Annotated in this window: 21 protein-coding genes; 12 read left to right on the top strand and 9 right to left on the bottom strand. The window is 63.7% G+C overall.

What is annotated here, in order from left to right; genetic code table 11:
* Positions 1–167 precede the first annotated feature (167 nt).
* Complete coding sequence (kynB, locus tag ACW9H9_RS12985; protein WP_457343599.1) at positions 168–818, top strand: arylformamidase; 651 nt, start codon at positions 168–170, stop codon at positions 816–818.
* Positions 815–1,672, top strand: coding sequence for a tryptophan 2,3-dioxygenase (gene kynA, locus ACW9H9_RS12980; RefSeq protein ID WP_457343598.1), 858 nt, complete (start codon positions 815–817; stop codon positions 1,670–1,672). Before kynB ends, kynA begins: the two co-directional genes overlap by 4 nt.
* Positions 1,673–1,722: 50 nt before the next feature.
* On the opposite strand, the gene ACW9H9_RS12975 is transcribed toward kynA, so the two are convergent.
* The 4 genes from ACW9H9_RS12975 to antA all read right to left on the bottom strand — a co-directional run bounded on the left by ACW9H9_RS12975 (position 1,723) and on the right by antA (position 6,115).
* A complete protein-coding gene (locus ACW9H9_RS12975) occupies positions 1,723–3,105 on the bottom strand; it encodes an amino acid permease (RefSeq protein ID WP_457343597.1) in 1,383 nt (460 codons plus the stop codon).
* Positions 3,106–3,177: 72 nt separating this feature from the next.
* Entirely contained in the window at positions 3,178–4,185 is a 1,008-nt protein-coding gene (antC, locus tag ACW9H9_RS12970) for an anthranilate 1,2-dioxygenase electron transfer component AntC (RefSeq protein WP_457343596.1), read from the bottom strand.
* A 47-nt stretch (positions 4,186–4,232) separates the two neighbouring features.
* The gene (gene antB / locus ACW9H9_RS12965) at positions 4,233–4,724 is read right to left on the bottom strand and encodes an anthranilate 1,2-dioxygenase small subunit (protein WP_457343595.1); all 492 of its coding nucleotides are present in this window, start codon (positions 4,722–4,724) and stop codon (positions 4,233–4,235) included.
* The gene (gene antA, locus ACW9H9_RS12960; RefSeq protein ID WP_457343594.1) at positions 4,724–6,115 is read right to left on the bottom strand and encodes an anthranilate 1,2-dioxygenase large subunit; all 1,392 of its coding nucleotides are present in this window, start codon (positions 6,113–6,115) and stop codon (positions 4,724–4,726) included. Before antA ends, antB begins: the two co-directional genes overlap by 1 nt.
* Before the next feature lie 295 nt (positions 6,116–6,410).
* Here antA and ACW9H9_RS12955 point away from each other — a divergent pair, with 295 nt between their 5' ends.
* Positions 6,411–7,412, top strand: coding sequence for an AraC family transcriptional regulator (locus tag ACW9H9_RS12955; RefSeq protein WP_457343593.1), 1,002 nt, complete (start codon positions 6,411–6,413; stop codon positions 7,410–7,412).
* Positions 7,413–7,414: 2 nt separating this feature from the next.
* Here ACW9H9_RS12955 and ACW9H9_RS12950 read toward each other — a convergent pair whose 3' ends face one another.
* Positions 7,415–8,299: a LysR family transcriptional regulator gene (locus tag ACW9H9_RS12950; protein WP_457343592.1), complete on the bottom strand. Its 885-nt coding sequence runs from the start codon at positions 8,297–8,299 to the stop codon at positions 7,415–7,417.
* 114 nt (positions 8,300–8,413) lie between these two features.
* Between ACW9H9_RS12950 and ACW9H9_RS12945 the strand changes: the two genes are divergently transcribed.
* From ACW9H9_RS12945 to catA, 3 genes are read left to right on the top strand one after another with little or no spacing between them, the layout of a single operon-like run.
* On the top strand, positions 8,414–9,538 hold the full coding sequence (locus ACW9H9_RS12945) for a muconate cycloisomerase family protein (protein WP_457343591.1): 1,125 nt from the start codon (positions 8,414–8,416) through the stop codon (positions 9,536–9,538).
* Positions 9,539–9,554: 16 nt separating this feature from the next.
* A complete protein-coding gene (catC, locus tag ACW9H9_RS12940) occupies positions 9,555–9,845 on the top strand; it encodes a muconolactone Delta-isomerase (protein WP_457343590.1) in 291 nt (96 codons plus the stop codon).
* Between the two features lie 41 nt (positions 9,846–9,886).
* Positions 9,887–10,816, top strand: coding sequence for a catechol 1,2-dioxygenase (gene catA, locus ACW9H9_RS12935; protein ID WP_457343589.1), 930 nt, complete (start codon positions 9,887–9,889; stop codon positions 10,814–10,816).
* A gap of 18 nt (positions 10,817–10,834) precedes the next feature.
* On the opposite strand, the gene ACW9H9_RS12930 is transcribed toward catA, so the two are convergent.
* Complete coding sequence (locus ACW9H9_RS12930) at positions 10,835–11,308, bottom strand: Lrp/AsnC family transcriptional regulator (RefSeq protein ID WP_016974903.1); 474 nt, start codon at positions 11,306–11,308, stop codon at positions 10,835–10,837.
* Positions 11,309–11,450: 142 nt separating this feature from the next.
* On the opposite strand from ACW9H9_RS12930, the gene kynU reads away from it, so the two are divergent.
* Positions 11,451–12,701, top strand: coding sequence for a kynureninase (gene kynU, locus ACW9H9_RS12925; RefSeq protein WP_457343588.1), 1,251 nt, complete (start codon positions 11,451–11,453; stop codon positions 12,699–12,701).
* Positions 12,702–12,710: 9 nt separating this feature from the next.
* Here the strand turns inward: kynU and ACW9H9_RS12920 are convergent, their stop codons facing one another.
* Positions 12,711–13,607 carry a LysR substrate-binding domain-containing protein gene (locus ACW9H9_RS12920; protein WP_457343587.1) on the bottom strand — a complete coding sequence of 299 codons (897 nt, stop codon included), beginning with the start codon at positions 13,605–13,607 and terminating at the stop codon, positions 12,711–12,713.
* 147 nt (positions 13,608–13,754) lie between these two features.
* Between ACW9H9_RS12920 and ACW9H9_RS12915 the strand changes: the two genes are divergently transcribed.
* Positions 13,755–14,519, top strand: a complete 765-nt coding sequence (locus ACW9H9_RS12915) for a sulfite exporter TauE/SafE family protein (protein WP_457343586.1) — start codon at positions 13,755–13,757, stop codon at positions 14,517–14,519.
* On the opposite strand, the gene ACW9H9_RS12910 is transcribed toward ACW9H9_RS12915, so the two are convergent.
* Positions 14,509–14,823, bottom strand: a complete 315-nt coding sequence (locus ACW9H9_RS12910; protein ID WP_457343585.1) for a putative quinol monooxygenase — start codon at positions 14,821–14,823, stop codon at positions 14,509–14,511. The two genes, ACW9H9_RS12915 and ACW9H9_RS12910, sit on opposite strands and share 11 nt — an antisense overlap.
* A gap of 154 nt (positions 14,824–14,977) precedes the next feature.
* Here ACW9H9_RS12910 and ACW9H9_RS12905 point away from each other — a divergent pair, with 154 nt between their 5' ends.
* The 4 genes from ACW9H9_RS12905 to ACW9H9_RS12890 all read left to right on the top strand — a co-directional run bounded on the left by ACW9H9_RS12905 (position 14,978) and on the right by ACW9H9_RS12890 (position 19,118).
* Positions 14,978–15,568: an NAD(P)H-dependent oxidoreductase gene (locus tag ACW9H9_RS12905; protein ID WP_457343584.1), complete on the top strand. Its 591-nt coding sequence runs from the start codon at positions 14,978–14,980 to the stop codon at positions 15,566–15,568.
* A gap of 32 nt (positions 15,569–15,600) precedes the next feature.
* Positions 15,601–16,497, top strand: a complete 897-nt coding sequence (locus tag ACW9H9_RS12900) for a LysR substrate-binding domain-containing protein (protein ID WP_457343583.1) — start codon at positions 15,601–15,603, stop codon at positions 16,495–16,497.
* A 103-nt stretch (positions 16,498–16,600) separates the two neighbouring features.
* The gene (locus ACW9H9_RS12895) at positions 16,601–17,494 is read left to right on the top strand and encodes an NAD-dependent epimerase/dehydratase family protein (protein ID WP_457343582.1); all 894 of its coding nucleotides are present in this window, start codon (positions 16,601–16,603) and stop codon (positions 17,492–17,494) included.
* Positions 17,495–17,672: 178 nt separating this feature from the next.
* The gene (locus tag ACW9H9_RS12890; RefSeq protein ID WP_457343581.1) at positions 17,673–19,118 is read left to right on the top strand and encodes a SulP family inorganic anion transporter; all 1,446 of its coding nucleotides are present in this window, start codon (positions 17,673–17,675) and stop codon (positions 19,116–19,118) included.
* On the opposite strand, the gene ACW9H9_RS12885 is transcribed toward ACW9H9_RS12890, so the two are convergent.
* Positions 19,119–19,511: a lysozyme inhibitor LprI family protein gene (locus ACW9H9_RS12885; protein ID WP_457343580.1), complete on the bottom strand. Its 393-nt coding sequence runs from the start codon at positions 19,509–19,511 to the stop codon at positions 19,119–19,121.
* Positions 19,512–19,743: the final 232 nt, after the last annotated feature.

Here is a 19,743-nt window from a genome sequence, read left to right as displayed (position 1 = left end):
CATATATGCACCTCTTACTCATGTTATGCCCGAACACAAAATTTCTGACACCCTCGACCGTTTCTTCGCAGTAAGTGCGAAAGGTTTCCCGTCTGACGCCGGAGTTCGCAAGAATATTCACGCCTGGCCCTCGTATCATTCCCCCAGTAAACGCCGAGAGCTTTCCAATGAACCCAATAAAAACGTGGTGGGACATCAGCCCGCCCTTGAGCACTGCCACCCCGACCTGGCCCGGGGACACGCCGTTCCAGGAAGAACGCGTGTGGCAGTTGGGCCCGCAGTGCCCGGTGAATGTCGGGCGCATTACCTTGTCGCCGCACACCGGTGCCCACGTGGATGCGCCGCTGCACTACAGCGCCGACGGCGCGCCCATTGGTGAAGTGCCGTTGGATGTGTACATGGGCCCTTGCCGGGTGATCCATTGCCTGGGCAGCGGCGCGCTGGTGCAGCCGCAGCAGTTGGAAGGCCACCTGCACCACCTGCCGGAGCGCGTGTTGCTGCGCACTTATCAACAGGCCCCGCTGACCACCTGGGACCCGAACTTCACCGCCATCGCCCCGCAGACCATCGAGTTGCTGGCCAGCCTTGGCGTGCGCCTGATCGGCATCGACACACCGTCCCTGGACCCGCAGCAGTCCAAGACCATGGCGTCGCACAACGCCGTGGCCCGCCATGGCATGGCGATCCTGGAAGGCATCGTCCTCGACGACGTGCCCCAAGGCGATTACGAGTTGATCGCGCTGCCCCTGCGTTTTGCCCACCTCGATGCCAGCCCGGTCCGGGCCATCCTCCGCTCGCTCAAGGAGCCCACGCGATGAGCCAGTGCCCTTTTTCCCCCGATTACTCGCCGCCGGAAGAGTGGCATGACGCCGAGCTGAATTTTTCCGAGGCCATGAGCTACGGCGACTATCTGGACCTGGGAAAAGTCCTCAGCGCCCAGCACCCGCTGTCACCGGACCACAACGAAATGCTCTTTATCATCCAGCACCAGACCTCGGAGCTGTGGATGAAACTGATGCTGCACGAACTCAAGGCCGCCCGCGAACACGTGCGTCTGGGCGAGCTGCCACCGGCGTTCAAGATGCTGGCGCGGGTGTCGCGCATCTTCGATCAACTGGTGCATGCCTGGGCCGTGCTGGCGACCATGACGCCGTCGGAGTACAAGGCGATTCGCCCGTTCCTTGGCCAGTCCTCGGGCTTCCAGTCGTTTCAGTACCGTGAGATCGAATTCATCCTTGGCAACAAGAATCCGGCGCTGTTGCGGCCCCATGCTCATCGGCCGCAATCGCTCGAAGAGTTGCAGGTGGCCATCGCCACGCCGTCGCTGTACGACGAGGCGATCAACCTGATGGCCAAGGCGGGCCTGAGCATCGACCCGCAGCGCGCCGCGCGCGACCCCAAGGCGCCCACCGTTCACGATGACTCGGTGGAAGCCGCGTGGCGCGAGGTGTATCGCGACCCGGGCCGCTATTGGGATTTGTACCAGTTGGCCGAAAAATTCATCGACCTGGAAGACTCGTTCCGCCAATGGCGCTTTCGCCATGTGACCACGGTGGAGCGCATCATTGGCTTCCAGCCCGGCACCGGCGGCACCGAGGGCGTGGGTTACCTGCGCAAGATGCTCGACACCGTGCTGTTCCCTGAACTGTGGCGCGTGCGCTCATCGCTCTGAGCGCGGCCTTGCTCGTTCCCAGGCCAGGCGTGGGAACGAGCGAAACGGCGTCAGGCTTTTTTGCGGCGTAGCCCGTACGCCACAAAAATGATCAGCAGCCACACGGGGATCGCATACACCGACTTGTTGATGCCGGGAATCGCCAGCATCACGCCGATGATCATCACCATGAACGCCAGGCACAGGTAGTTGCTGAACGGAAACCAGAACGTCTTGAACGACGGCGTCACGCCTTGCTCACCCATGGCCTTGCGAAACTTGATGTGCGTCAGGCTGATCAACGCCCAGTTGATCATCAACGAAGCCACCACCAGCGCGAACAGCAACTCCAGCGCGTCATGCGGCGCGACGTAGTTGATCACCACGCACAGCAGCGTCACCAGTGCCGAAATCCCCAGCGCCCGCAGCGGTACGCCTTGCTTGTTGAGTTTCATCAGCGCCTTGGGCGCGTCGCCCTGCTCGGCCAGGCCGTAGAGCATGCGGCTGTTGCAGTACACGCCGCTGTTGTACACCGACAGCGCCGCGGTCAGCACCACGAAGTTGAGGATGTGCGCGGCGGCGTCGTTGCCGATCAGCGAGAAGATCTGCACGAACGGGCTGCCGCTGTAGGCATCGCCGGACGCGCCAAGGGTTTGCAGCATCTGGTCCCACGGGTACAGCGACAGCAGCACGGTCAGTGCGCCCACGTAGAAAATCAGGATGCGGTACACCACCTGGTTGATCGCCTTGGGGATCACCTTGCGCGGCTCGCTCGCTTCGGCTGCGGTAATGCCCACCAGCTCCAGGCCACCAAAGGAGAACATGATGAACGCCATGGCCATCAACAGCCCGGTGCCACCGTTGGGGAAGAACCCGCCGTGGTCCCACAGGTTGCTCACCGAGGCCTGCGGGCCGGCGGCGCCGCTGAACAGCAGGTAGCAGCCGAGCACGATCATGCCGACAATCGCCACCACCTTGATGATCGCGAACCAGAACTCCGTCTCGCCAAAGAATTTCACGTTGAAGGTGTTGATCAGGTTGACCAGCACAAAGAACACCACAGCGCTGACCCAGGTCGGCACCTCGGGCCACCAGAACTGGATGTACTTGCCCACCGCCGTCAACTCGGCCATGCCCACCAGCACGTACAGCACCCAGTAGTTCCAGCCCGCGAGAAACCCCGCATAACCGTTCCAGTACTTGTGCGCGAAGTGGCTGAAAGAGCCCGCCACCGGCTCCTCCACGATCATCTCGCCGAGCTGGCGCATGATCAAAAAGGCGATGAACCCCGCGATCGCGTAGCCCAGGATCATCGACGGCCCCGCCGACTTGAGCACGCCTGCCGAGCCCAGGAACAGCCCCGTGCCAATCGCCCCTCCCAAGGCGATCAGCTGAATATGCCGGTTCTTCAGGCCTCGCTTGAGGCCCACCGGGTTAACCATGTCATCCGCCATTAACAGTCCCTTCTACTGGTTGTTGTCAGGGTTGATTGCACGCCGCACCAGCCCCTCACACTTGCCGAGGGCTCAGATAGTACTCTCGGTGAACTTTTCGTAATACAGCTGAACGCCATCAAGTGCCTGATTCAGCAGCCATTGCTTGATGGATTCGACCATCGCAGGCGGCCCGCACACGTACATATCCGCCGAACTGTCCCGCAATTCGGCCAGGTCGAAATGCTCGGTGAGGTAGCCGCGCTTGCCCGGCCAGTCGGGTGGCGGGTCGCTCAGCACCTGGGTGTAGCGAAAACCCGCGATCGTTTGCCCATAGGCTGCGATGCGCTCGGCCTCGCACAGGTCCGCCGCGCCCCGCACGCCGTAATACAAATGCACCGGCTGATCACAGCCGTTCGCCGCCAGCCCGTCGAGCATGCCCAGCAGCGCCGACAACCCGGTGCCGCCCGCCACCAGCACCAACGGGCGGCTCACGTGCCGCAGGTAGAACGCTCCCAGCGGCGCCTCCAGCAATACCGCGTCGCCGACCTGGCAGCGTTCGCGCAGGTAGTCGCTCATCACGCCGCCGGGCAGCAGGCGGATCAAAAACTGCACACGCTGGCCGGGCAGGTTGGCAAACGAGTACGCGCGCCAGCTGTCCGTGCCCGGCACCGCCACGCGGGCGTATTGGCCGGGCAAAAAGTCCAGCGGCTGCGCCAGTTGCAGGTAGAGCATCGCCGTGCTGTCCGACACCTGCCGCACCTGGCTGACCGTGCCGCGCACCTGCACCGGCCCCGGGGCGTTGCACTGGCTGGAGTCGAAGTCGAAGTAAAACGCCGCGTCGGACTGTACCCGCGTCTGGCAACTGAGCATCTTGCGTTGCTGCAAGTCGAGGCGGGAGAGGGCCTCGTCATCGACATAATCCTGGGTGTAGTCGCCCGACTCGCAGCGGCCCTGGCACGTGCCGCACACGCCTTCGCGGCAATCCAGCGGGATCTTGATGCCGTTGCGCAGCGCCGCATCCAGCAGGATCTCGCCCGCGCCCACGGGGAAAAACAGGGTCTTGCCGTCGGCAAAACTGAAAGCCACTTTGTGATTCATGTGAGGGTCCCGCTTATTCAACCAGAGTGTTTTCCCGAAAGCGGGGGTCAGAGGTGATAGAAATCCAGCACCGAATTGATGGTGTCGTTGAGCAGCAGCACGTGCTTGCGGGTGATCACCCAACTGTCCCCCGACGGCTTCAACGCGTACGTGGCATGGCCGTAGAACTGCTCTGACGTGGCCAGGCGGTAATACAGCGTGTGCCAGTTGAGCTTGACCTCAAGCGTGCCGTCGGCCTGCTCGGCGATGCGCACGTTGTTGATCTGATGCAGCGTGCGCGGCATCGGCGTGGCGGAGGCGGCCTTGCCGGTGCGCAGGCGGAAGACGCGGTCTTCCAGGCCCGAACGGTTGGCGTAGTAGATCAGCGACATCTCGCGCTTGGGATCGCGGGTGTAGACGTGTTCGGCGTCCCATTGCGGCAGGTGGAATTCGCTGTGGGGGTCGAACAGCTGCACATAGGCGTCCCAGTCCTGGGCGTCGCACAGCGCGGACTTGCGGTAAAAGAATTGCTCGATCCGATACTGCAGTTGCGCGTCCATTACTCCACCTCCCGCAGGGCCAGGGCCTGGCGGTTCAGACCATCGAGCAGGCATTTTTGCCAGTGGCGGTGCTGGTTCACATAGAGGCCTTCGTGGGTGAACTCGGTGCCGGTCATGGCCGGTGCAATGCCCAGAGTTTCGCTGTTGCGGGTGGGGCCGGTGGCCCAGCGGTGGCTGCCCCGGGAGATGTCGCTCCAGCGCTCCAGGCGGCCCTGAAAACCCCGCTGGGCTTCGCGAAACTCCACTAGGTCATCAGGGGTGCCCATGCCGGACACGTTGAAGAAGTCCTCGAACTGGCGGATGCGGTTTTCGCGGTCGGCGTCGGACTCGTTTTTCACCCCCAGGCACTGGCTGATGATCTCGGTCTTGTTCCACGCCAGCGGGCGGATGATGCGCAGTTGGGAGCTGATCTGGTCGAGAAAAAACAGGCTGGGGTACACGTTGAGGTTGCGCAGTCGGTGCATCATCCATTCGGCCTTTGGCTGGCCGTGCTCGGCCACCAGGCGCGGCATGATGGTGGCGTAGCCCGAGCGGACGGCGGGGTTGGGCATGTCGCTGAACAACAAGCTGTGGCCGTTGTTAAAGGCAAACCAGCCGTCATCGGTGTCGGCATCACCGGCGCCGAGCTTGCTGTAGTCCAGGGTCGAGCTGGAGGCGCTGCCGTTTTCGCTGTTGACCTGTTGGCGATGCTGCACCGTGGCCACGTAGTTGTAGTGCACGGTGCTCACGTGATAACCGTCCAGGCCGTTTTCGTTCTGCAGTTTCCAGTTGCCGTCGTAGGTGTAGGCGGACTTGCCCGGCAGCACCTCCAGCTCGCCGGTGGCGGACTGGGCCACCATCATGTCGAAAAACACTTTGGCGTCGCCCAGGAAGTCTTCCAGGTGATCGGTGCCGTGCACGTCCAGGCTGATGAACACAAAGCCCTTGTAGCTCTCGATGCGCGCCTTTTTCAGGCCGCGCGTGGCCTTGTCGAACCCTTCGGGGTATTCCCCCGGCGCCTTGACCTTCACCAGCCGCCCATCGCTCTTGTAGCACCAGGCGTGGAAGGGGCAGGTGAAGGTGGACTGGTTGCCCTTGCCCACGCGGGTCAGGGTGGTGCCGCGGTGTTGGCAGGCGTTGATCAACGCGTTGAGCCGGCCCTCGCCGTCACGGGTGATGATCATCGGCTGGCGCCCGGCGCGCATCGTTACAAAGTCATGGGGGTTGGCCAGCTCGCTTTCGTGGCAGGCGTAGATCCAGTTCTTTTCAAAGATCAGTTCCATCTCCAGGTCGAACAGCTGCGGTTGCGTGAACATGTCCCGGGCGATGCGGAACACTGCGTCTGCCGGGCGAAAATCCAGGCAGCCTTCGATAAAGCTTTTCCACTGCTCGACGCTTCTTGCACCACTCATGGGAGGCACCTTGTGTTGTGGCTAATCGGTGCCTCATTAGAGGCGGTGCGGCGGGCGGCGGGCTATCCGCTTAGTGGGGCAATACGGGCCGCAAAGTTGGGCAGGAAATACCCACGCCGGTGCGCGGTGGGCTACTGTCTTGCACGGCAGGCAGGGCCACGGCTACGGGTTTATCCACTTAATCGACGGTTGTTATCCACCCAGTGGCATTGCGGTGGGCGTGGCGTAAAACTTGCCTTGTTCTACCGCACGCGCCGCCAGAGCGCGCTGGTCATAACCGCCGTGGGTGCCCCTGATGAGTAGCCAAACACGCGACATCCGGATCGACCGTTTCGACCTTGAAGGCGCCCGCAGCTGGATGTCCGGCATCTGCGGGCCCCATAGCCTGACCACCGCCACGCCTGAGCGCATTCGCTTTCATCACAGCGCCAATGTGTTCAAGTCCCGGGCGACCACGCTGGGCGTCATCGAGTACGGCACCGAGGTGACCATCGACATCGAAGACGCCGAGCACTTCAGCAGCTACAGCCTGAGCCTGCCCCTGGTGGGCGAGCAGGAGCTGAACAGGGGCGGCGAACGCCTGAGCTCCAATCGCGACCAGGGCGTGATCATTTCACCCCACGAAAACCAGTTGCTGGCGATCTCCGCAGACTGTCGCAAATTGCAGGTGGTGATCACGGCAGCGGCGATGAGCGAATCGCTCGAAGGCCTGTTGCAACGGCCCTTCGACGCGCCGCTGCGTTTCGAGGCGGTGATGGACGCCGTGGACGGCGCCTCTGCGTCGTGGTGGCGCATGGCGCGTTATTTCATCGCAGAGCTGGCGTGCGGCAGCGAGCTGTACGAGCAGGCGGCGTTTACCCGCGACCTTGAAGGCGCGTTGATCAAGGGGCTGATCCTGGCCCAGCCCAACAACTACTCCGAAGAACTGCGCGGCGTGCTGGGAGTGAAGTTGCCGCATTACCTGATCCGCGCGCGGCAGTACCTGCACGAACATGCACGCGAGGCCGTGCACCTGGAAGACCTGGAAGCGGCGGCGGGGGTGTCGCGGTTCAAGCTGTTTGATGCGTTCAGGAAGTACTTTGCGTTGTCGCCAATGGCGTATTTGAAGAAGCACCGCTTGAGTGCCGTGCGCCAGGCGATCCTGGAGCAGGGCACCACCCGCACCATTTCCGAGATCGCCCTGGCGTGGGGCTTTACCCACCTGGGGCGGTTTTCGGCGCAGTACCGCCAACTGTTCGACGAGTCCCCCAGCCAGACCTTGCAGCGCCACGACGCCCGGCGCAGGCGCAGTGGCTGACCCTATGCCTGTGCGATCAGCGCGTCGACCAGTTGCAGGCAATGGCTGAGGCCCGGCGATTGGTCGTGCACGCGTCGGCTCAGGATGATCGGCGAGGTCGCAGTGGTTTCCACCACTGGCGTGTAACCGATGTCGGCCCGGTGCAGCACTTGCACCGAGGCGGGCACCAGCGTCACGCCCATCCCGGCGCCCACCAGCCCGATGGCGGTCTGCAGTTCGTTGGTCCATTGCGCCACGTTAAGGCTCAGCCCGTGGGCATCGAACAGCGCGATCACATGGTCGGCATAACTGGGCCGTGGGTTGCCGGGGTACAGCACAAACGGCTGCGCGGCCAATTGCGCGAGCGTCGCCGGGGCGCCGAGCAACGCATGGCCAGCGGGCAACACAGCCACCAGCCGGTCTTGCACCAATACCCGCTGCACGATGGCCGGGTCGTCGATGCGAATGCGCCCGAAGCCCACGTCGATCCGCCCGGCCTTGAGCGCGTCCACCTGCTGCAAGGTGGTCATTTCCGACAAGCCCAACTCCAGTTCCAGCGACTCATGGCTGCGCAGGCGGCGGATCAGCTCCGGCAACACGCCATACAAGGTCGACGGCGCAAAGCCGATGCCCAGCCAGGTCTTTTGCCCCAGGCCGATGCGGCGGGTGTTGTCACAGGCCTTGCCCAGTTGTTCGAGCAACACAGTGGCGTGCTCATAAAAAAATCGCCCGGCTTCGGTGAGCCGCAACGGGCGACCGCGTTCAAGCAACAGCACCCCCAGCTCGTCTTCCAGTTGCTGGATCTGGCGACTCAACGGCGGCTGGGCGATGTGCAGGCGCTCGGCGGCGCGGGTGAAGTTGAGGGTTTGAGCCAGCACTTGGAAATACCGCAGGTGACGCAACTCCATGAAACCTCCCTTGATACCTTACAGGTATTGTTCAAGACCCATTCTATATTGGTAGCGCAAAAGCAGGGGGAGCAGAATCGGCCAAACCCTACAAAGAACCCAGCGGGTATCACCATGCCGATTTGCGCCATCGAGTCGATCGACACCGTCATTGTCGACCTCCCCACCATTCGCCCGCACACGCTGGCGATGCACACCTTGCAAAAGCAGACGCTGGTGATCATCCGCATCCGCTGCGCCGACGGTATCGAAGGCATTGGCGAGGCCACCACCATCGGCGGGCTGAGCTACGGCAACGAAAGCCCCGACAGCATCAAGGTCAACATCGACCGGCACGTTGCACCGCTGCTCATCGGCCAGGACGCCAGCAACATCAACGCCGCCATGCGGCGCCTGGAGCGCAGTATTCGCGGCAATACGTTCGCCAAGTCGGGCGTGGAAACCGCCTTGCTCGACGCCCTGGGCAAACGCCTCAACCTGCCAGTGAGCGAACTGCTCGGCGGGCGCGTGCGTGACGCGTTGCCGGTGGCCTGGACCCTGGCCAGCGGCAACACCGGAAAAGACATCGCCGAGGCCGAACAGATGCTCGACCTGCGCCGCCACCGCGTCTTCAAACTGAAGATCGGCGCCGGTGAAGCCGAGCGCGACCTGGCCCACGTCATCGCCATCAAAAAAGCCCTGGGCGAGCGCGCCAGCGTGCGGGTGGACGTTAACCAGGCGTGGGACGAAGCCGTGGCACTGCGTGCCTGCAAGGTGCTGGGCGAGCAGGGCGTCGACCTGATCGAGCAGCCCATCTCGCGCCACAACCGCGCAGGCATGGCGCGGCTCAACCTGGCCAGCCCGGCACCGATCATGGCGGACGAGTCCATCGAATGTGTCGAAGACGCCTTCAACCTGGCCCGCGAAGGCGCGGCCTCGGTGTTTGCCCTCAAGATCGCCAAGAACGGCGGCCCGCGCGCGGTCCTGCGTACGGCGGCGATTGCGCAGGCGGCGGGCATCGGCCTGTACGGCGGCACCATGCTGGAGGGCGGGATCGGCACGCTGGCGTCGGCCCATGCGTTCCTCACGCTGGACACCCTGGCGTGGGGCACCGAGCTGTTCGGCCCGCTGCTGCTGACCGAAGACATCCTGGCCGAGCCGCCGCTGTACCGCGATTTTGAATTGCACCTCTCCCATGCGCCGGGCCTGGGCCTGGCGATCGATGAAGAGCGCCTGGCGTTCTTCAGCCGTGACCAATGACCCGAGGACGCCTGCGATGTTGTTCCACGTAAAAATGACCGTGAACCTGCCCGTCGACATGGACCCCGAGCGCGCCGCAGCCCTCAAGGCCGAGGAAAAAGCCCTGGCGCACCACCTGCAGGCGCAGGGCAAATGGCGCCACCTGTGGCGCATCGCCGGGCACTACGCCAACTACAGCGTGTTTGACGTGGGCAGCGTGCAGGAACTGCACGATGTGCTGATGCAATTGCCGCTGTTCCCCTACATGACCCTCGAAGTGGATGCCCTGTGCCGACACCCTTCGTCGATCCATGCCGACGATCGCTGAGCCTGATTCCAGCCCCATAACGACAAGATGAGGAATGCCCCATGTCCATCCGACTTTCCCAGACAGCCCATGCCCAGCGGTTTCTCGAACAAGCCAGCGGCCATTTCAATGACGGCGGCAACCCACGGGCCAAGGCGCTGATCTACCGGATCCTGCGGGACACGGTCAACCTCATCGAAGATTTGGAGGTGACCCCCGAAGAGTTCTGGAAGGCGGTCAACTACCTCAACGAGCTGGGCAAGAACCAGGAAGCCGGGCTGCTCGCCGCAGGCCTGGGCCTTGAGCATTACCTGGACATGTTGATGGACGCCGCCGACGCGCAGGCCGGCAAGACCGGCGGCACGCCGCGCACCATCGAGGGCCCGTTGTATGTGGCGGGTGCGCCGCTGTCCCGGTTTGAGGCGCGGCTGGACGACGGGCAGGACGCAGCGCTGCCGCTGTTCATGCGCGGTCAGGTGCGGGGCCCCGATGGCACGCCGTTGGCGGGGGCGATTGTGGACGTGTGGCAGGCCAACAGTGGCGGCACCTATTCGTGGTTCGACAGCACGCAGTCCGCATTCAACCTGCGCCGGCGCATCGAAACCGACGCCCAGGGCAACTACCGCTTTCGCAGTATCGTGCCGTCGGGCTACGGCTGCCCGCCGACCGGCTCCACCCAGCAACTGCTCGACCAGTTGGGCCGCCACGGGCAGCGGCCGGCGCACATTCACTTCTTTATTTCGGCGCCGGGGTATCGGCACCTGACCACGCAAATCAACCTGTCGGACGACCCCTACCTGCATGACGATTTTGCCTATGCCACGCGTGACGAATTGATCGCGCAGATTCGCTTCAGCGACGACCCGCAACTGGCGCGGGAATTTGGCGTGGAAGGCCGGTTTGCGCAGATCGACTTTGACTTCGAGCTGCAATCGGCCGCAGCGCCCGTGGAGCAAACACGCCAGCCGCGCGTGCGCGCCCTCGAAGGCTGACCCGCACCTGGCGCGGGGTTATTTGCGGATGACCAGGTCCAGCACTTCGTCGCGGTCCTTGATCTTTTGCAGCACGATCTCCGAGCGGATATCCATGACCCCCGCCGTGCGGTTGAGGTGGTTCACGATGAAGTCAGAAAAATGCTTCAAGTTGCGCGCCTGCACCCGCAACACGTAATTGCTCGCGCCGGTGATCACGTAGGCGCTGGCCACCTCCGGCCAGCCCTGCACCTTCTTGATAAACGTCTCGTGCCAGTCCTCCACGTCCTGCCTCAGTGACAGGTGCACGATGGCCTCAAGCTCGATCCCCAACTGTTCGGCATTGAGCACCGCGCGGTAGCCGCTGATGATGCCTTCGCTCTCCAACAGGCGCAGGCGGCGCAGGCAGGCCGAGGGGGACAGGGCGACTTTTTCGGCGAGTTCCTGGTTGCTGATGCGGCCGTCCTGTTGCAAGAAATGCAGGAGGCGCAGGTCCGTGGCGTCGAGAATCATGCTTAGAACAAATCCCTGTTTTTGGAAGGTAACGTCGAATTTTCTACGGCTTAATTAGCCTTTTGCGCGGCACTTTGCACGAAAATTCTCTAAAGCTTCGTTCATTATTGAGGCCATCGTCACGCATAAAAACAGGACCGACATGACCTCTCGCCCCCACTGCCAAGCCCTCGACGCCCAGGATCCGCTGGCGCCGTTGCGCGCACAATTCGCCTTGCCCGACGGCGTGATCTACCTCGACGGCAACTCCCTGGGGGCCCGCCCGGTGGCGGCGCTGGCGCGGGCGCAGGCGGTCATTGCGCAGGAGTGGGGCAACGGCCTGATTCGCAGTTGGAACAGCGCCGGCTGGGCCGACCTGTCGCAACGGCTGGGTGACCGCCTGGCCCCGCTGATCGGCGCGGGCGAAGGGGAAGTGGTGATCACCGACACCACCTCCATCAACCTGTTCAAGGTGCTCAGCGCCGCGTTGACCGTGCAGCGCCAACGCCAGCCGCAGCGCAAGGTGATCGTCAGCGAGGCGAGTAATTTCCCCACCGACCTGTACATCGCCGAGGGCCTGGCCGAGTTGCTGCAACAGGGCTATGCCCTGCGCCTGGTGAACAGCCCGGACGAGGTGGTGCAAGCGATCGACGCTGACACGGCGGTGGTGATGCTCACCCACGTCAACTACAAGACCGGCTACCTGCACGACATGCAGGCCGTCACTGCGTTGAGCCATGAATGCGGCGCGCTGGTGATCTGGGACCTGGCACATTCGGCGGGCGCGGTGCCGATCGACCTGCATCAGGCGGGCGCCGACTACGCCGTCGGTTGCACCTACAAATACCTCAATGGCGGCCCCGGTTCGCAGGCGTTCGTGTGGGTCAACCCGGCGCTGGTGGACGTGGCGCGCCAGCCGTTGTCGGGCTGGTTCGGCCACCGCCGCCCGTTTGAGATGCAGCCCCACTATGCGCCGGGTCAAGGCATTGCCCGCTACCTGTGCGGTACGCAGCCGATCACCTCGCTGGCGATGGTGGAGTGCGGCCTGGAGATTTTTGCCCAGACCGACATGGCCGCCCTGCGCAAAAAATCCCTGGCGCTGACCGACCTGTTCATCGCGCAGGTGGCGTCGCGCTGCGCCGCCCACGGCCTGGTCCTGATCACCCCGCGTGAGCATGCCCGGCGGGGCAGCCATGTGAGCTTTGAACACCCGCACGGGTATGCGGTTATCCAGGCCTTGATCGCCCGGGGCGTGATCGGTGACTACCGCGAGCCGCGCATCATGCGCTTTGGTTTTACCCCGCTGTACACGCGCTTTACCGAGGTGTGGGACGCCGTGGAGATCCTGGCCGAGATCCTCGACCAGAACACTTGGGACCAGCCGCAATTCAAGGTGCGCAACAGCGTCACCTGAGCCTTCGCGTTACGCGGTTTTCGCCGGAGGCATCGCCAAGGCGTCGACCAAGGCGTTGGCATACCCGGGCAGTTGGTCGAACGCCCGTGCGCACAGCAGCAGCGTGCGCCGGGCCCAGTCCTCGCTCAGCGGGTGGGCGTGAAGGCTGTGCGCCAACGGCCCGCGGTCCAGGGCGGCCTGCGGCACGATCCCCAGCCCGGCGCCGCGGGCGACCATGCGGATCACGCCGTCAAAGCCGTGTGCGCGGATGCGCGTCTGCAAACGAAAACCTGCGTGCAGCGCCTGTTCCTCCAGGTACACCGCCAGCGCGCTGTTGGCCGCCAGGCCCACGAAGTCGTACTGCAAACTGTGGATAAAACTGGCCGGGCCGCTTGCCAGCGGGTGGTCGCGTGGCGCGATCAGCACCAGTGGGTCGTCGCGAAAGGGCAGGGTTTGCAGGCCGTGGGTGTCTACCGCGTCAGAGATAATGCCCAGGTCCGCCGTGCCCTGGCGCAAGGCATGGGTGATGCGCAGGCTGGGCAGTTCCAACAGGTCGATGTCGAGGTGGGGGTGCCCGTGCAGAAAGTCCGCCAGCAACTCGGGCAGGTATTCGCTCAGTGCGGTGGTGTTGCACAACAGGCGCACCTGGCCTTTGACGCCGTGGGCGTATTCGGCGAGGTCGTGTTGCAGGCGTTCGGTCTGCTGCAACAACAACCGCGCATGGCGGGCCAGGGCCTTGCCCGCGACGGTGGGCGTGACGCCCCGGCGGCCACGCTCGAGAAAGGCCGTGCCCAGCGAGGCCTCCATCGCCCGGATGCGCGCACTGGCGGCGGCCAGGGACAAATGGCTGCGCGCGGCGCCTGCGGTGATGTTGCCGCTGTCGAGAATGTGCAGGTACAGGCGCAGGTCGGTCAGGTCGAAGTGCATGGCGGTTACCCAAGGTTTTAAGGTGTGACACACCCACGGCAGGGCGCGGGCGTACTCGCGATGACGGTGACAGCCTCTTGCTAGACAAGAGGCTGGCTCAGTATATGGCGAATGTTCAACCCTGGAGCAAACCCGCAGAATCACCCCATGACGACCTTACTTGGCTTTTACCACCACCTCGGACCTGTCCTGACCCTGCTGGTGATCGGCACCTTTGTGCTGGCTGGCGCGGTCAAGGGCGTGATCGGCCTGGGCCTGCCCACCGTCGCCATGGGCCTGCTCGGTCTGGCTATGCTACCGGCGCAGGCTGCGGCGTTATTGATCATTCCGTCCACCGTCACCAACCTGTGGCAACTGGCATTCGGCGGCCACTTGAGGCTGTTGGCCCGGCGCCTGTGGCCGATGCTGGTGCTGATTTTTCTCGGCACGGGCCTGGGCAGCCTGTGGCTGGGCATGGAGGGCGGGGCGTGGGTGGTTCACGCGCTGGGCGCCGCGTTGTTGCTGTATGCCTTGACCGGGTTGCTACTGCCCACCTTTACGGTGGCCCCGGCCACCGAGCGTTGGCTGGGCCCGTTGTGCGGCCTGGTCACGGGGCTCGTCACCTCGGCCACCGGCGTGTTCGTGATTCCGGCGGTGCCGTACCTGCAAGCACTGGGGCTCAATCGCGATCAACTGGTGCAGGCGCTGGGCCTGTCTTTTACCGTGTCCACCCTGGCCCTGGCGGCGGGCCTGTTCTGGCGCGGCAACCTGGGCGGCGGCGAGCTCAATGCCTCGCTGCTGGCGCTGATCCCGGCGCTGCTGGGGATGTGGCTGGGCCAGGTGCTGCGCCAGCGCATCAGCGCCGCGGTGTTCAAGCGCGTGTTTTTTATCGGCATGGCCTCGCTCGGCGGCCATTTGCTGATCAGCGGCTAGCCGACGACGGGCTGAGCATCTCGATGGCACGAATGTCGAAATCCCGCTCCAGGTACGTCATGCGCTGGTCATGGAACTGCTTCATGTGCGCCAGGCCGGAATGCTCGTCCAGCGCGGCCTGCGAAGCCCAGATCTCATAAAAGATAAACAGCGTGGGGTCTTGCTGGTCGCGCAGCATGTGGTACTCGATGCAGCCCGGTTCCTGTCGGCTGGGCTCGACGTAGGCACGAAACAGCGCCTCGAAGTCGGCGGCCTTTTCGGGACGGGTCTTGGCGTGGAGGATGAAGCCTACGGGTGCGGTCATGGGCGGGATCTCAAAAAGGTGATCGAAAAGTCTATTGCAACAATCGAGAGGGGATTCGTGCGTTTTGCTCAAATGTATTTTGCCGCCCGCCTACTTATTGTCGCGCGGGCGGGCCCGTACCGTGGCGGCAATTTCCCACCTTGAGGCCCTGCCCATGAAAAAAGTCCTGCTGCTCAACGGCGCCAAACAATTTGCCCATTCCGACGGTCGCTACAACGCCACCCTGCACGAGGCGGCCGTGGCGGTGCTGGACCGTGGCGGCGTGGACGTCAAAGTCACCCACATCGACCAGGGGTATGACGTGGCCGAAGAAGTCGCCAAGTTTCTGTGGGCCGATGTGATCGTGTACCAGATGCCCGGCTGGTGGATGGGCGCCCCGTGGATCGTCAAGAAGTACATCGACGAAGTCTTCACCGAAGGCCACGGCAGCCTCTACGCCAGCGATGGCCGGACCCGCTCCGATGCGTCACAAACCTACGGCAGCGGCGGGCTGATCCAGGGCAAGCAGTACATGTTGTCGCTGACCTGGAACGCCCCGCAGCAAGCGTTCGACGACCCGGCCGACTTCTTTGAAGCCAAGGGCGTGGACGCCGTGTACTTCCCGTTCCACAAGGCCAACGCGTTTCTGGGGATGACCGCGCTGCCCACCTTCCTGTGTGTGGACGTGATGAAGCGCCCGGCCATCGAAGCCGATGTGGCGCGTTATGAGCAGCACCTGGCGCAGGTGTTCCAGCTCTCGGTGTAAGCTTGCGCGACCCCCACGAGAGAGGACTGTGTGTGAAAGCCCGATCCGATGAGCTACAGGTGTTTGTCTGCGTGATCGAATGCGGCTCGATTTCCGCCGCCGCCGAGCAACTGGGCCAGACCCCCTCGGCGGTCAGTCGCACGCTGTCGCGCCTGGAGGCCAAGCTCGACACCACGCTGATCAACCGCACCACAAGGCGCATGGACCTGACCGAAGAGGGCAAGTATTTCTTCGGCCAGGCCAAGGTGATTCTGGAGCAGATGGAGGAGCTGGAAGAGCGCCTGTCGTCCCGCCAGAAAAACCCGGCAGGCCGCTTGCGCATCAACGCAGCCGTGCCGTTCATGCTGCACGGGATCGTGCCGCACATCGCCGAGTTTCGCCGGTTGTACCCCGACATCCAGCTGGAGCTCAACAGCGACGACCTGATCATCGACCTGCTGGAGCAGAGCACCGACATTGCCATCCGTATCGGCACGCTGGCCGACTCCACGCTGCACGCCCGCGCCTTGGGCTGCACGCCGCTGCACATCCTCGCCAGCCCCGACTACCTCAAGCAGCACGGCACCCCGGCCACGGTAGCCGAGTTGGCGGGCCACACGCTGCTGGGGTTTTCCCAGACCGACACCCTCAACCATTGGCCGCTGCGCCATGTGGAAGGCGACCGCTGGCTGATCCAGCCAAGCATCGCCGCGTCCAGCGGGGAAACCGTGCGCCACCTGGCGCTGGAGGGGCAGGGGATTGCCTGCCTGTCGAACTTCATGACGATTGCCGACATGGACGCCGGGCGTCTGGTGCCGATTCTCGAAACGTTCAACAGCGGTTACCGCCAGCCGATCCACGCGGTGTTTTACCGCAACTCCCAGCTGGCGCTGCGCATCCAGTGCTTCCTGGATTTCATCCAGCACAAATTGGCGCGGTATGCCTGCTGATTCGTGATCCCGGCGCAAGAGTGAATTGGGCAAGACGGGCTTATTCAGCGGGCAGGTGTCCGCAATACTGGGCCCATCACTTACCCATTCAGGAGCGACTTTCATGCACGTATTCGTTACCGGCGCCGCCGGTTTTATCGGCGGCTCCATTGCCACGGGCCTGGTCAAAGCAGGCCACCGCGTCACCGGCCTGGTGCGCAGCGCCGAACAGGCCCAGGAAATGACGGCACTGGGCATCACCCCGGTGATCGGCACCCTGGACGACAGCGCCGTGCTCAGCGAGCAGGCCCGGCAGGCCGATGCGGTGATCAACGCGGCGAGCAGCGACCACCGGGGCGCCGTCGAAACCCTGCTGGCGGCCTTGCGCGGTTCCAACAAGGTGTTTTTGCACACCAGCGGTTCGAGCATCGTTGGCGATGCGTCCGGCGGTAAAGGCAGTGACGTCATCTACTTCGAAGACAACCTGCCCGAGCCAACCGTGGACAAGGCCGCCCGCGTGGCCATCGACAACCTGATTCTGGCGGCTGGCCAGGAGGGTGTGAATTCGGCGGTGATCTGCAACACGCTGATCTACGGCCACAGCCTGGGCGTGAAGCGCGACAGCGTGCAATTGCCGCGTCTGCTCAAGCAGGCGCGCAAGAGCGGCGTGGTGCGGCACGTGGGCCCGGGGCAAAACATCTGGTCCAACGTACACATTGAAGACGTGGTGGCCCTGTACCTGCTGGCCCTTGAAAAGAACGTGCCGGGCACCTTCTATTTCGTCGAAAGCGGTGAAGCGGCGTTTGTGGACATGACCACCGCGATTGCCCAGGCACTGAACCTGGACGCACCGCAGGACTGGCCGCTGGCCGACGCCGAAGCCGAGTGGGGCTATGAAATGGCCAACTACGGCCTGGGCTCCAACAGCCGGGTACGCGGCAAGCATGCTCGCGAGCAATTGGGATGGGCGCCCCAGCGCACCAGTGTGGTGGAGTGGATCCGCCACGAGATGGTGTAAGGCGCGCTTGAAACCGCGTTGAAATGATCGCGGGCCAGCCCGCTCCCACAGCTGTTGAGCCGCGAATACGCTCACGGGTGGGGGCAGGCTGACCTGCAATAGCGCAGCCCCTACTGGCCCCCCCTCGCGCATTTTCGTACCATCCCCCGCCTTATCCTCGCAATTCCCCGGTACTTCGATGAACCTCACCCGTCTGCGCGCCGACACCCTGGCCGGCCTCACCACGTCGTTTGCCTTGCTGCCCGAGTGCATCGCCTTCGCCCTGGTGGCCCACCTCAACCCGCTGATGGGCCTGTACGGCGCGTTCATTATTTGCACCCTCACCGCCCTGTTCGGCGGGCGGCCGGGCATGGTGTCGGGTGCGGCGGGTTCGATGGCGGTGGTGATCGTCGCGCTGGTGGTGCAACACGGTGTGCAGTACTTGCTGGCCACGGTGCTGCTGGGCGGGCTGATCATGGTCGCCTTCGGCCTACTGCGCTTGGGCAAGCTGGTGCGCATGGTGCCGCACCCGGTGATGCTCGGCTTCGTCAACGGCCTGGCGATCATCATTGCGCTGGCGCAACTGGAACACTTCAAAAGCGGCGACACCTGGCTGAGCGGCACGCCGCTGTACGTGATGACCGGCCTTGTCGTCGCGACCATGGCCATCGTCTACCTGCTGCCGCGCCTCACCCGCGCCGTGCCGCCCGCACTGGTGGCCATCCTTGGCGTGGGCCTGGCCGTGTACCTGCTGGGCCTGCCCACCCGCACGCTGGGTGACATGGCCCACATCGCCGGCAGCCTGCCGACGTTCGCGCTGCCGCAGGTGCCCTTCACCCTGGACACGCTGCACATCATCGCGCCCTATGCCTTTTTGATGGCGATGGTCGGCTTGCTGGAAACCCTGCTGACCCTGAACCTCACCGACGAAATCACCGAAACCCGTGGCTACCCCGACCGCGAAAGCGTGGCGTTGGGCGCGGCGAACATGGTGTCTGGCCTGTTTGGCGGCATGGGCGGCTGCGCGATGATCGGGCAGACCGTGATCAACCTCAGTTCCGGCGGGCGCGGGCGGTTGTCCGGGGTGGTGGCGGGGGTGTTGATCCTGCTGTTCATTCTGTTTTTGTCACCCTTGATCGAGCGGATCCCGCTGGCGGCGCTGGTGGGGGTGATGTTTGTGGTGTCGCAGCAAACGTTCGCGTGGGCCTCCTTGCGGGTGATCAACAAGGTGCCGCTCAACGATGTGCTGGTGATTGTGGCGGTGACGGTGATCACGGTGTTCACCGACCTGGCCACGGCGGTGCTCTGCGGCATCGTGATTGCCGCGCTCAATTTTGCCTGGCAACAGGCGCGCGAGCTGTACGCCGATGAGCACCTGGAAGCCGATGGCAGCAAATTGTACCGGGCTCACGGCACGTTGTTTTTCGCCTCGACCACGCCGTTTCTCAACCGCTTCGACCCGGCTAACGACCCGGCCCAAGTGACGCTGGACTGTCGTCACCTGAGTTTTGTCGATTATTCGGCGATTGCCGCCTTGATGACCCTGCGCGAGCGTTACGCCAAGGCCGGCAAGCACCTGCGCGTGCTGCATTTGTCGGAGCGCTGCAAAAAACTGCTCAAGCGCGCCCGGGTGCAGCACGACTGATCAGAGCGGCAACAGGCTTTCCAGTTCGTCGGCGCGGGTCTGGGTCATGCTGAGCACGCAGCTGATACCGTTGACCTGGTCGATGCTGCCACCGGTGGCCGAGCCCATGAAGCCGCAGTTGGCGTCGCGGTATTTGATCCACAGCCGCTGCACGTCCTGCAGTTGGTCCTTCTGCTTGCCTTGCTGGATTTTGATCGCGGCCTGGTAGGCCTTGTTCAGGCGGGCGTCCTGGATCTTGGCTTCGGTGGCGTTGCACGCCACCATCGCGGCGTTGGTGCTGGCGCCATCCAGGCATTTCTTCAGCGCCGGGCTGTCCTCGGCCGACGCGGTGCCGCACACGCCCAGGAGCAGGGCGCTGGCGGCGAAAGGAACAAGCAGGGATAGACGATTCATGGTGATTTTTCCTGGTTGGGGGTCAGACGGTGTGTCGTCCGGTTTTTAAGACTGGAGCTGTCGTTTCTAGTTTCCGGCCCTGCACAAATTTCATGTAAGAACGCCCCCCGGATTTTCATGCGCGACGCACGGGCATATCCCTGAGCGACAGCGCTTGCCTGTGGGCGAAAGTTACTTTCATAAAAATTGAAAAATACCCTCGGTAATGATTTATGAGTTTCACCTATAACGC

This window comes from Pseudomonas sp. SDO5215_S409, from assembly GCF_054071325.1.
This window is presented reverse-complemented; position numbering and strand designations above follow the sequence as displayed.

Coding starts and splice junctions, on each gene's coding strand:
- kynB (WP_457343599.1), top strand. CDS start 168: ATGAACCCAATAAAAACGTGGTGGGACATCAGCCCGCCCTTGAGCACT.
- ACW9H9_RS12930 (WP_016974903.1), bottom strand. CDS start 11,308: ATGATTCTCGACGCCACGGACCTGCGCCTCCTGCATTTCTTGCAACAG.
- ACW9H9_RS12885 (WP_457343580.1), bottom strand. CDS start 19,511: ATGAATCGTCTATCCCTGCTTGTTCCTTTCGCCGCCAGCGCCCTGCTC.
- ACW9H9_RS12920 (WP_457343587.1), bottom strand. CDS start 13,607: ATGCACTTCGACCTGACCGACCTGCGCCTGTACCTGCACATTCTCGAC.
- kynA (WP_457343598.1), top strand. CDS start 815: ATGAGCCAGTGCCCTTTTTCCCCCGATTACTCGCCGCCGGAAGAGTGG.
- catA (WP_457343589.1), top strand. CDS start 9,887: ATGTCCATCCGACTTTCCCAGACAGCCCATGCCCAGCGGTTTCTCGAA.
- ACW9H9_RS12910 (WP_457343585.1), bottom strand. CDS start 14,823: ATGACCGCACCCGTAGGCTTCATCCTCCACGCCAAGACCCGTCCCGAA.
- ACW9H9_RS12975 (WP_457343597.1), bottom strand. CDS start 3,105: ATGGCGGATGACATGGTTAACCCGGTGGGCCTCAAGCGAGGCCTGAAG.
- kynU (WP_457343588.1), top strand. CDS start 11,451: ATGACCTCTCGCCCCCACTGCCAAGCCCTCGACGCCCAGGATCCGCTG.
- ACW9H9_RS12915 (WP_457343586.1), top strand. CDS start 13,755: ATGACGACCTTACTTGGCTTTTACCACCACCTCGGACCTGTCCTGACC.
- ACW9H9_RS12890 (WP_457343581.1), top strand. CDS start 17,673: ATGAACCTCACCCGTCTGCGCGCCGACACCCTGGCCGGCCTCACCACG.
- ACW9H9_RS12955 (WP_457343593.1), top strand. CDS start 6,411: ATGAGTAGCCAAACACGCGACATCCGGATCGACCGTTTCGACCTTGAA.
- ACW9H9_RS12905 (WP_457343584.1), top strand. CDS start 14,978: ATGAAAAAAGTCCTGCTGCTCAACGGCGCCAAACAATTTGCCCATTCC.
- ACW9H9_RS12950 (WP_457343592.1), bottom strand. CDS start 8,299: ATGGAGTTGCGTCACCTGCGGTATTTCCAAGTGCTGGCTCAAACCCTC.
- catC (WP_457343590.1), top strand. CDS start 9,555: ATGTTGTTCCACGTAAAAATGACCGTGAACCTGCCCGTCGACATGGAC.
- antB (WP_457343595.1), bottom strand. CDS start 4,724: ATGGACGCGCAACTGCAGTATCGGATCGAGCAATTCTTTTACCGCAAG.
- antC (WP_457343596.1), bottom strand. CDS start 4,185: ATGAATCACAAAGTGGCTTTCAGTTTTGCCGACGGCAAGACCCTGTTT.
- ACW9H9_RS12895 (WP_457343582.1), top strand. CDS start 16,601: ATGCACGTATTCGTTACCGGCGCCGCCGGTTTTATCGGCGGCTCCATT.
- antA (WP_457343594.1), bottom strand. CDS start 6,115: ATGAGTGGTGCAAGAAGCGTCGAGCAGTGGAAAAGCTTTATCGAAGGC.
- ACW9H9_RS12945 (WP_457343591.1), top strand. CDS start 8,414: ATGCCGATTTGCGCCATCGAGTCGATCGACACCGTCATTGTCGACCTC.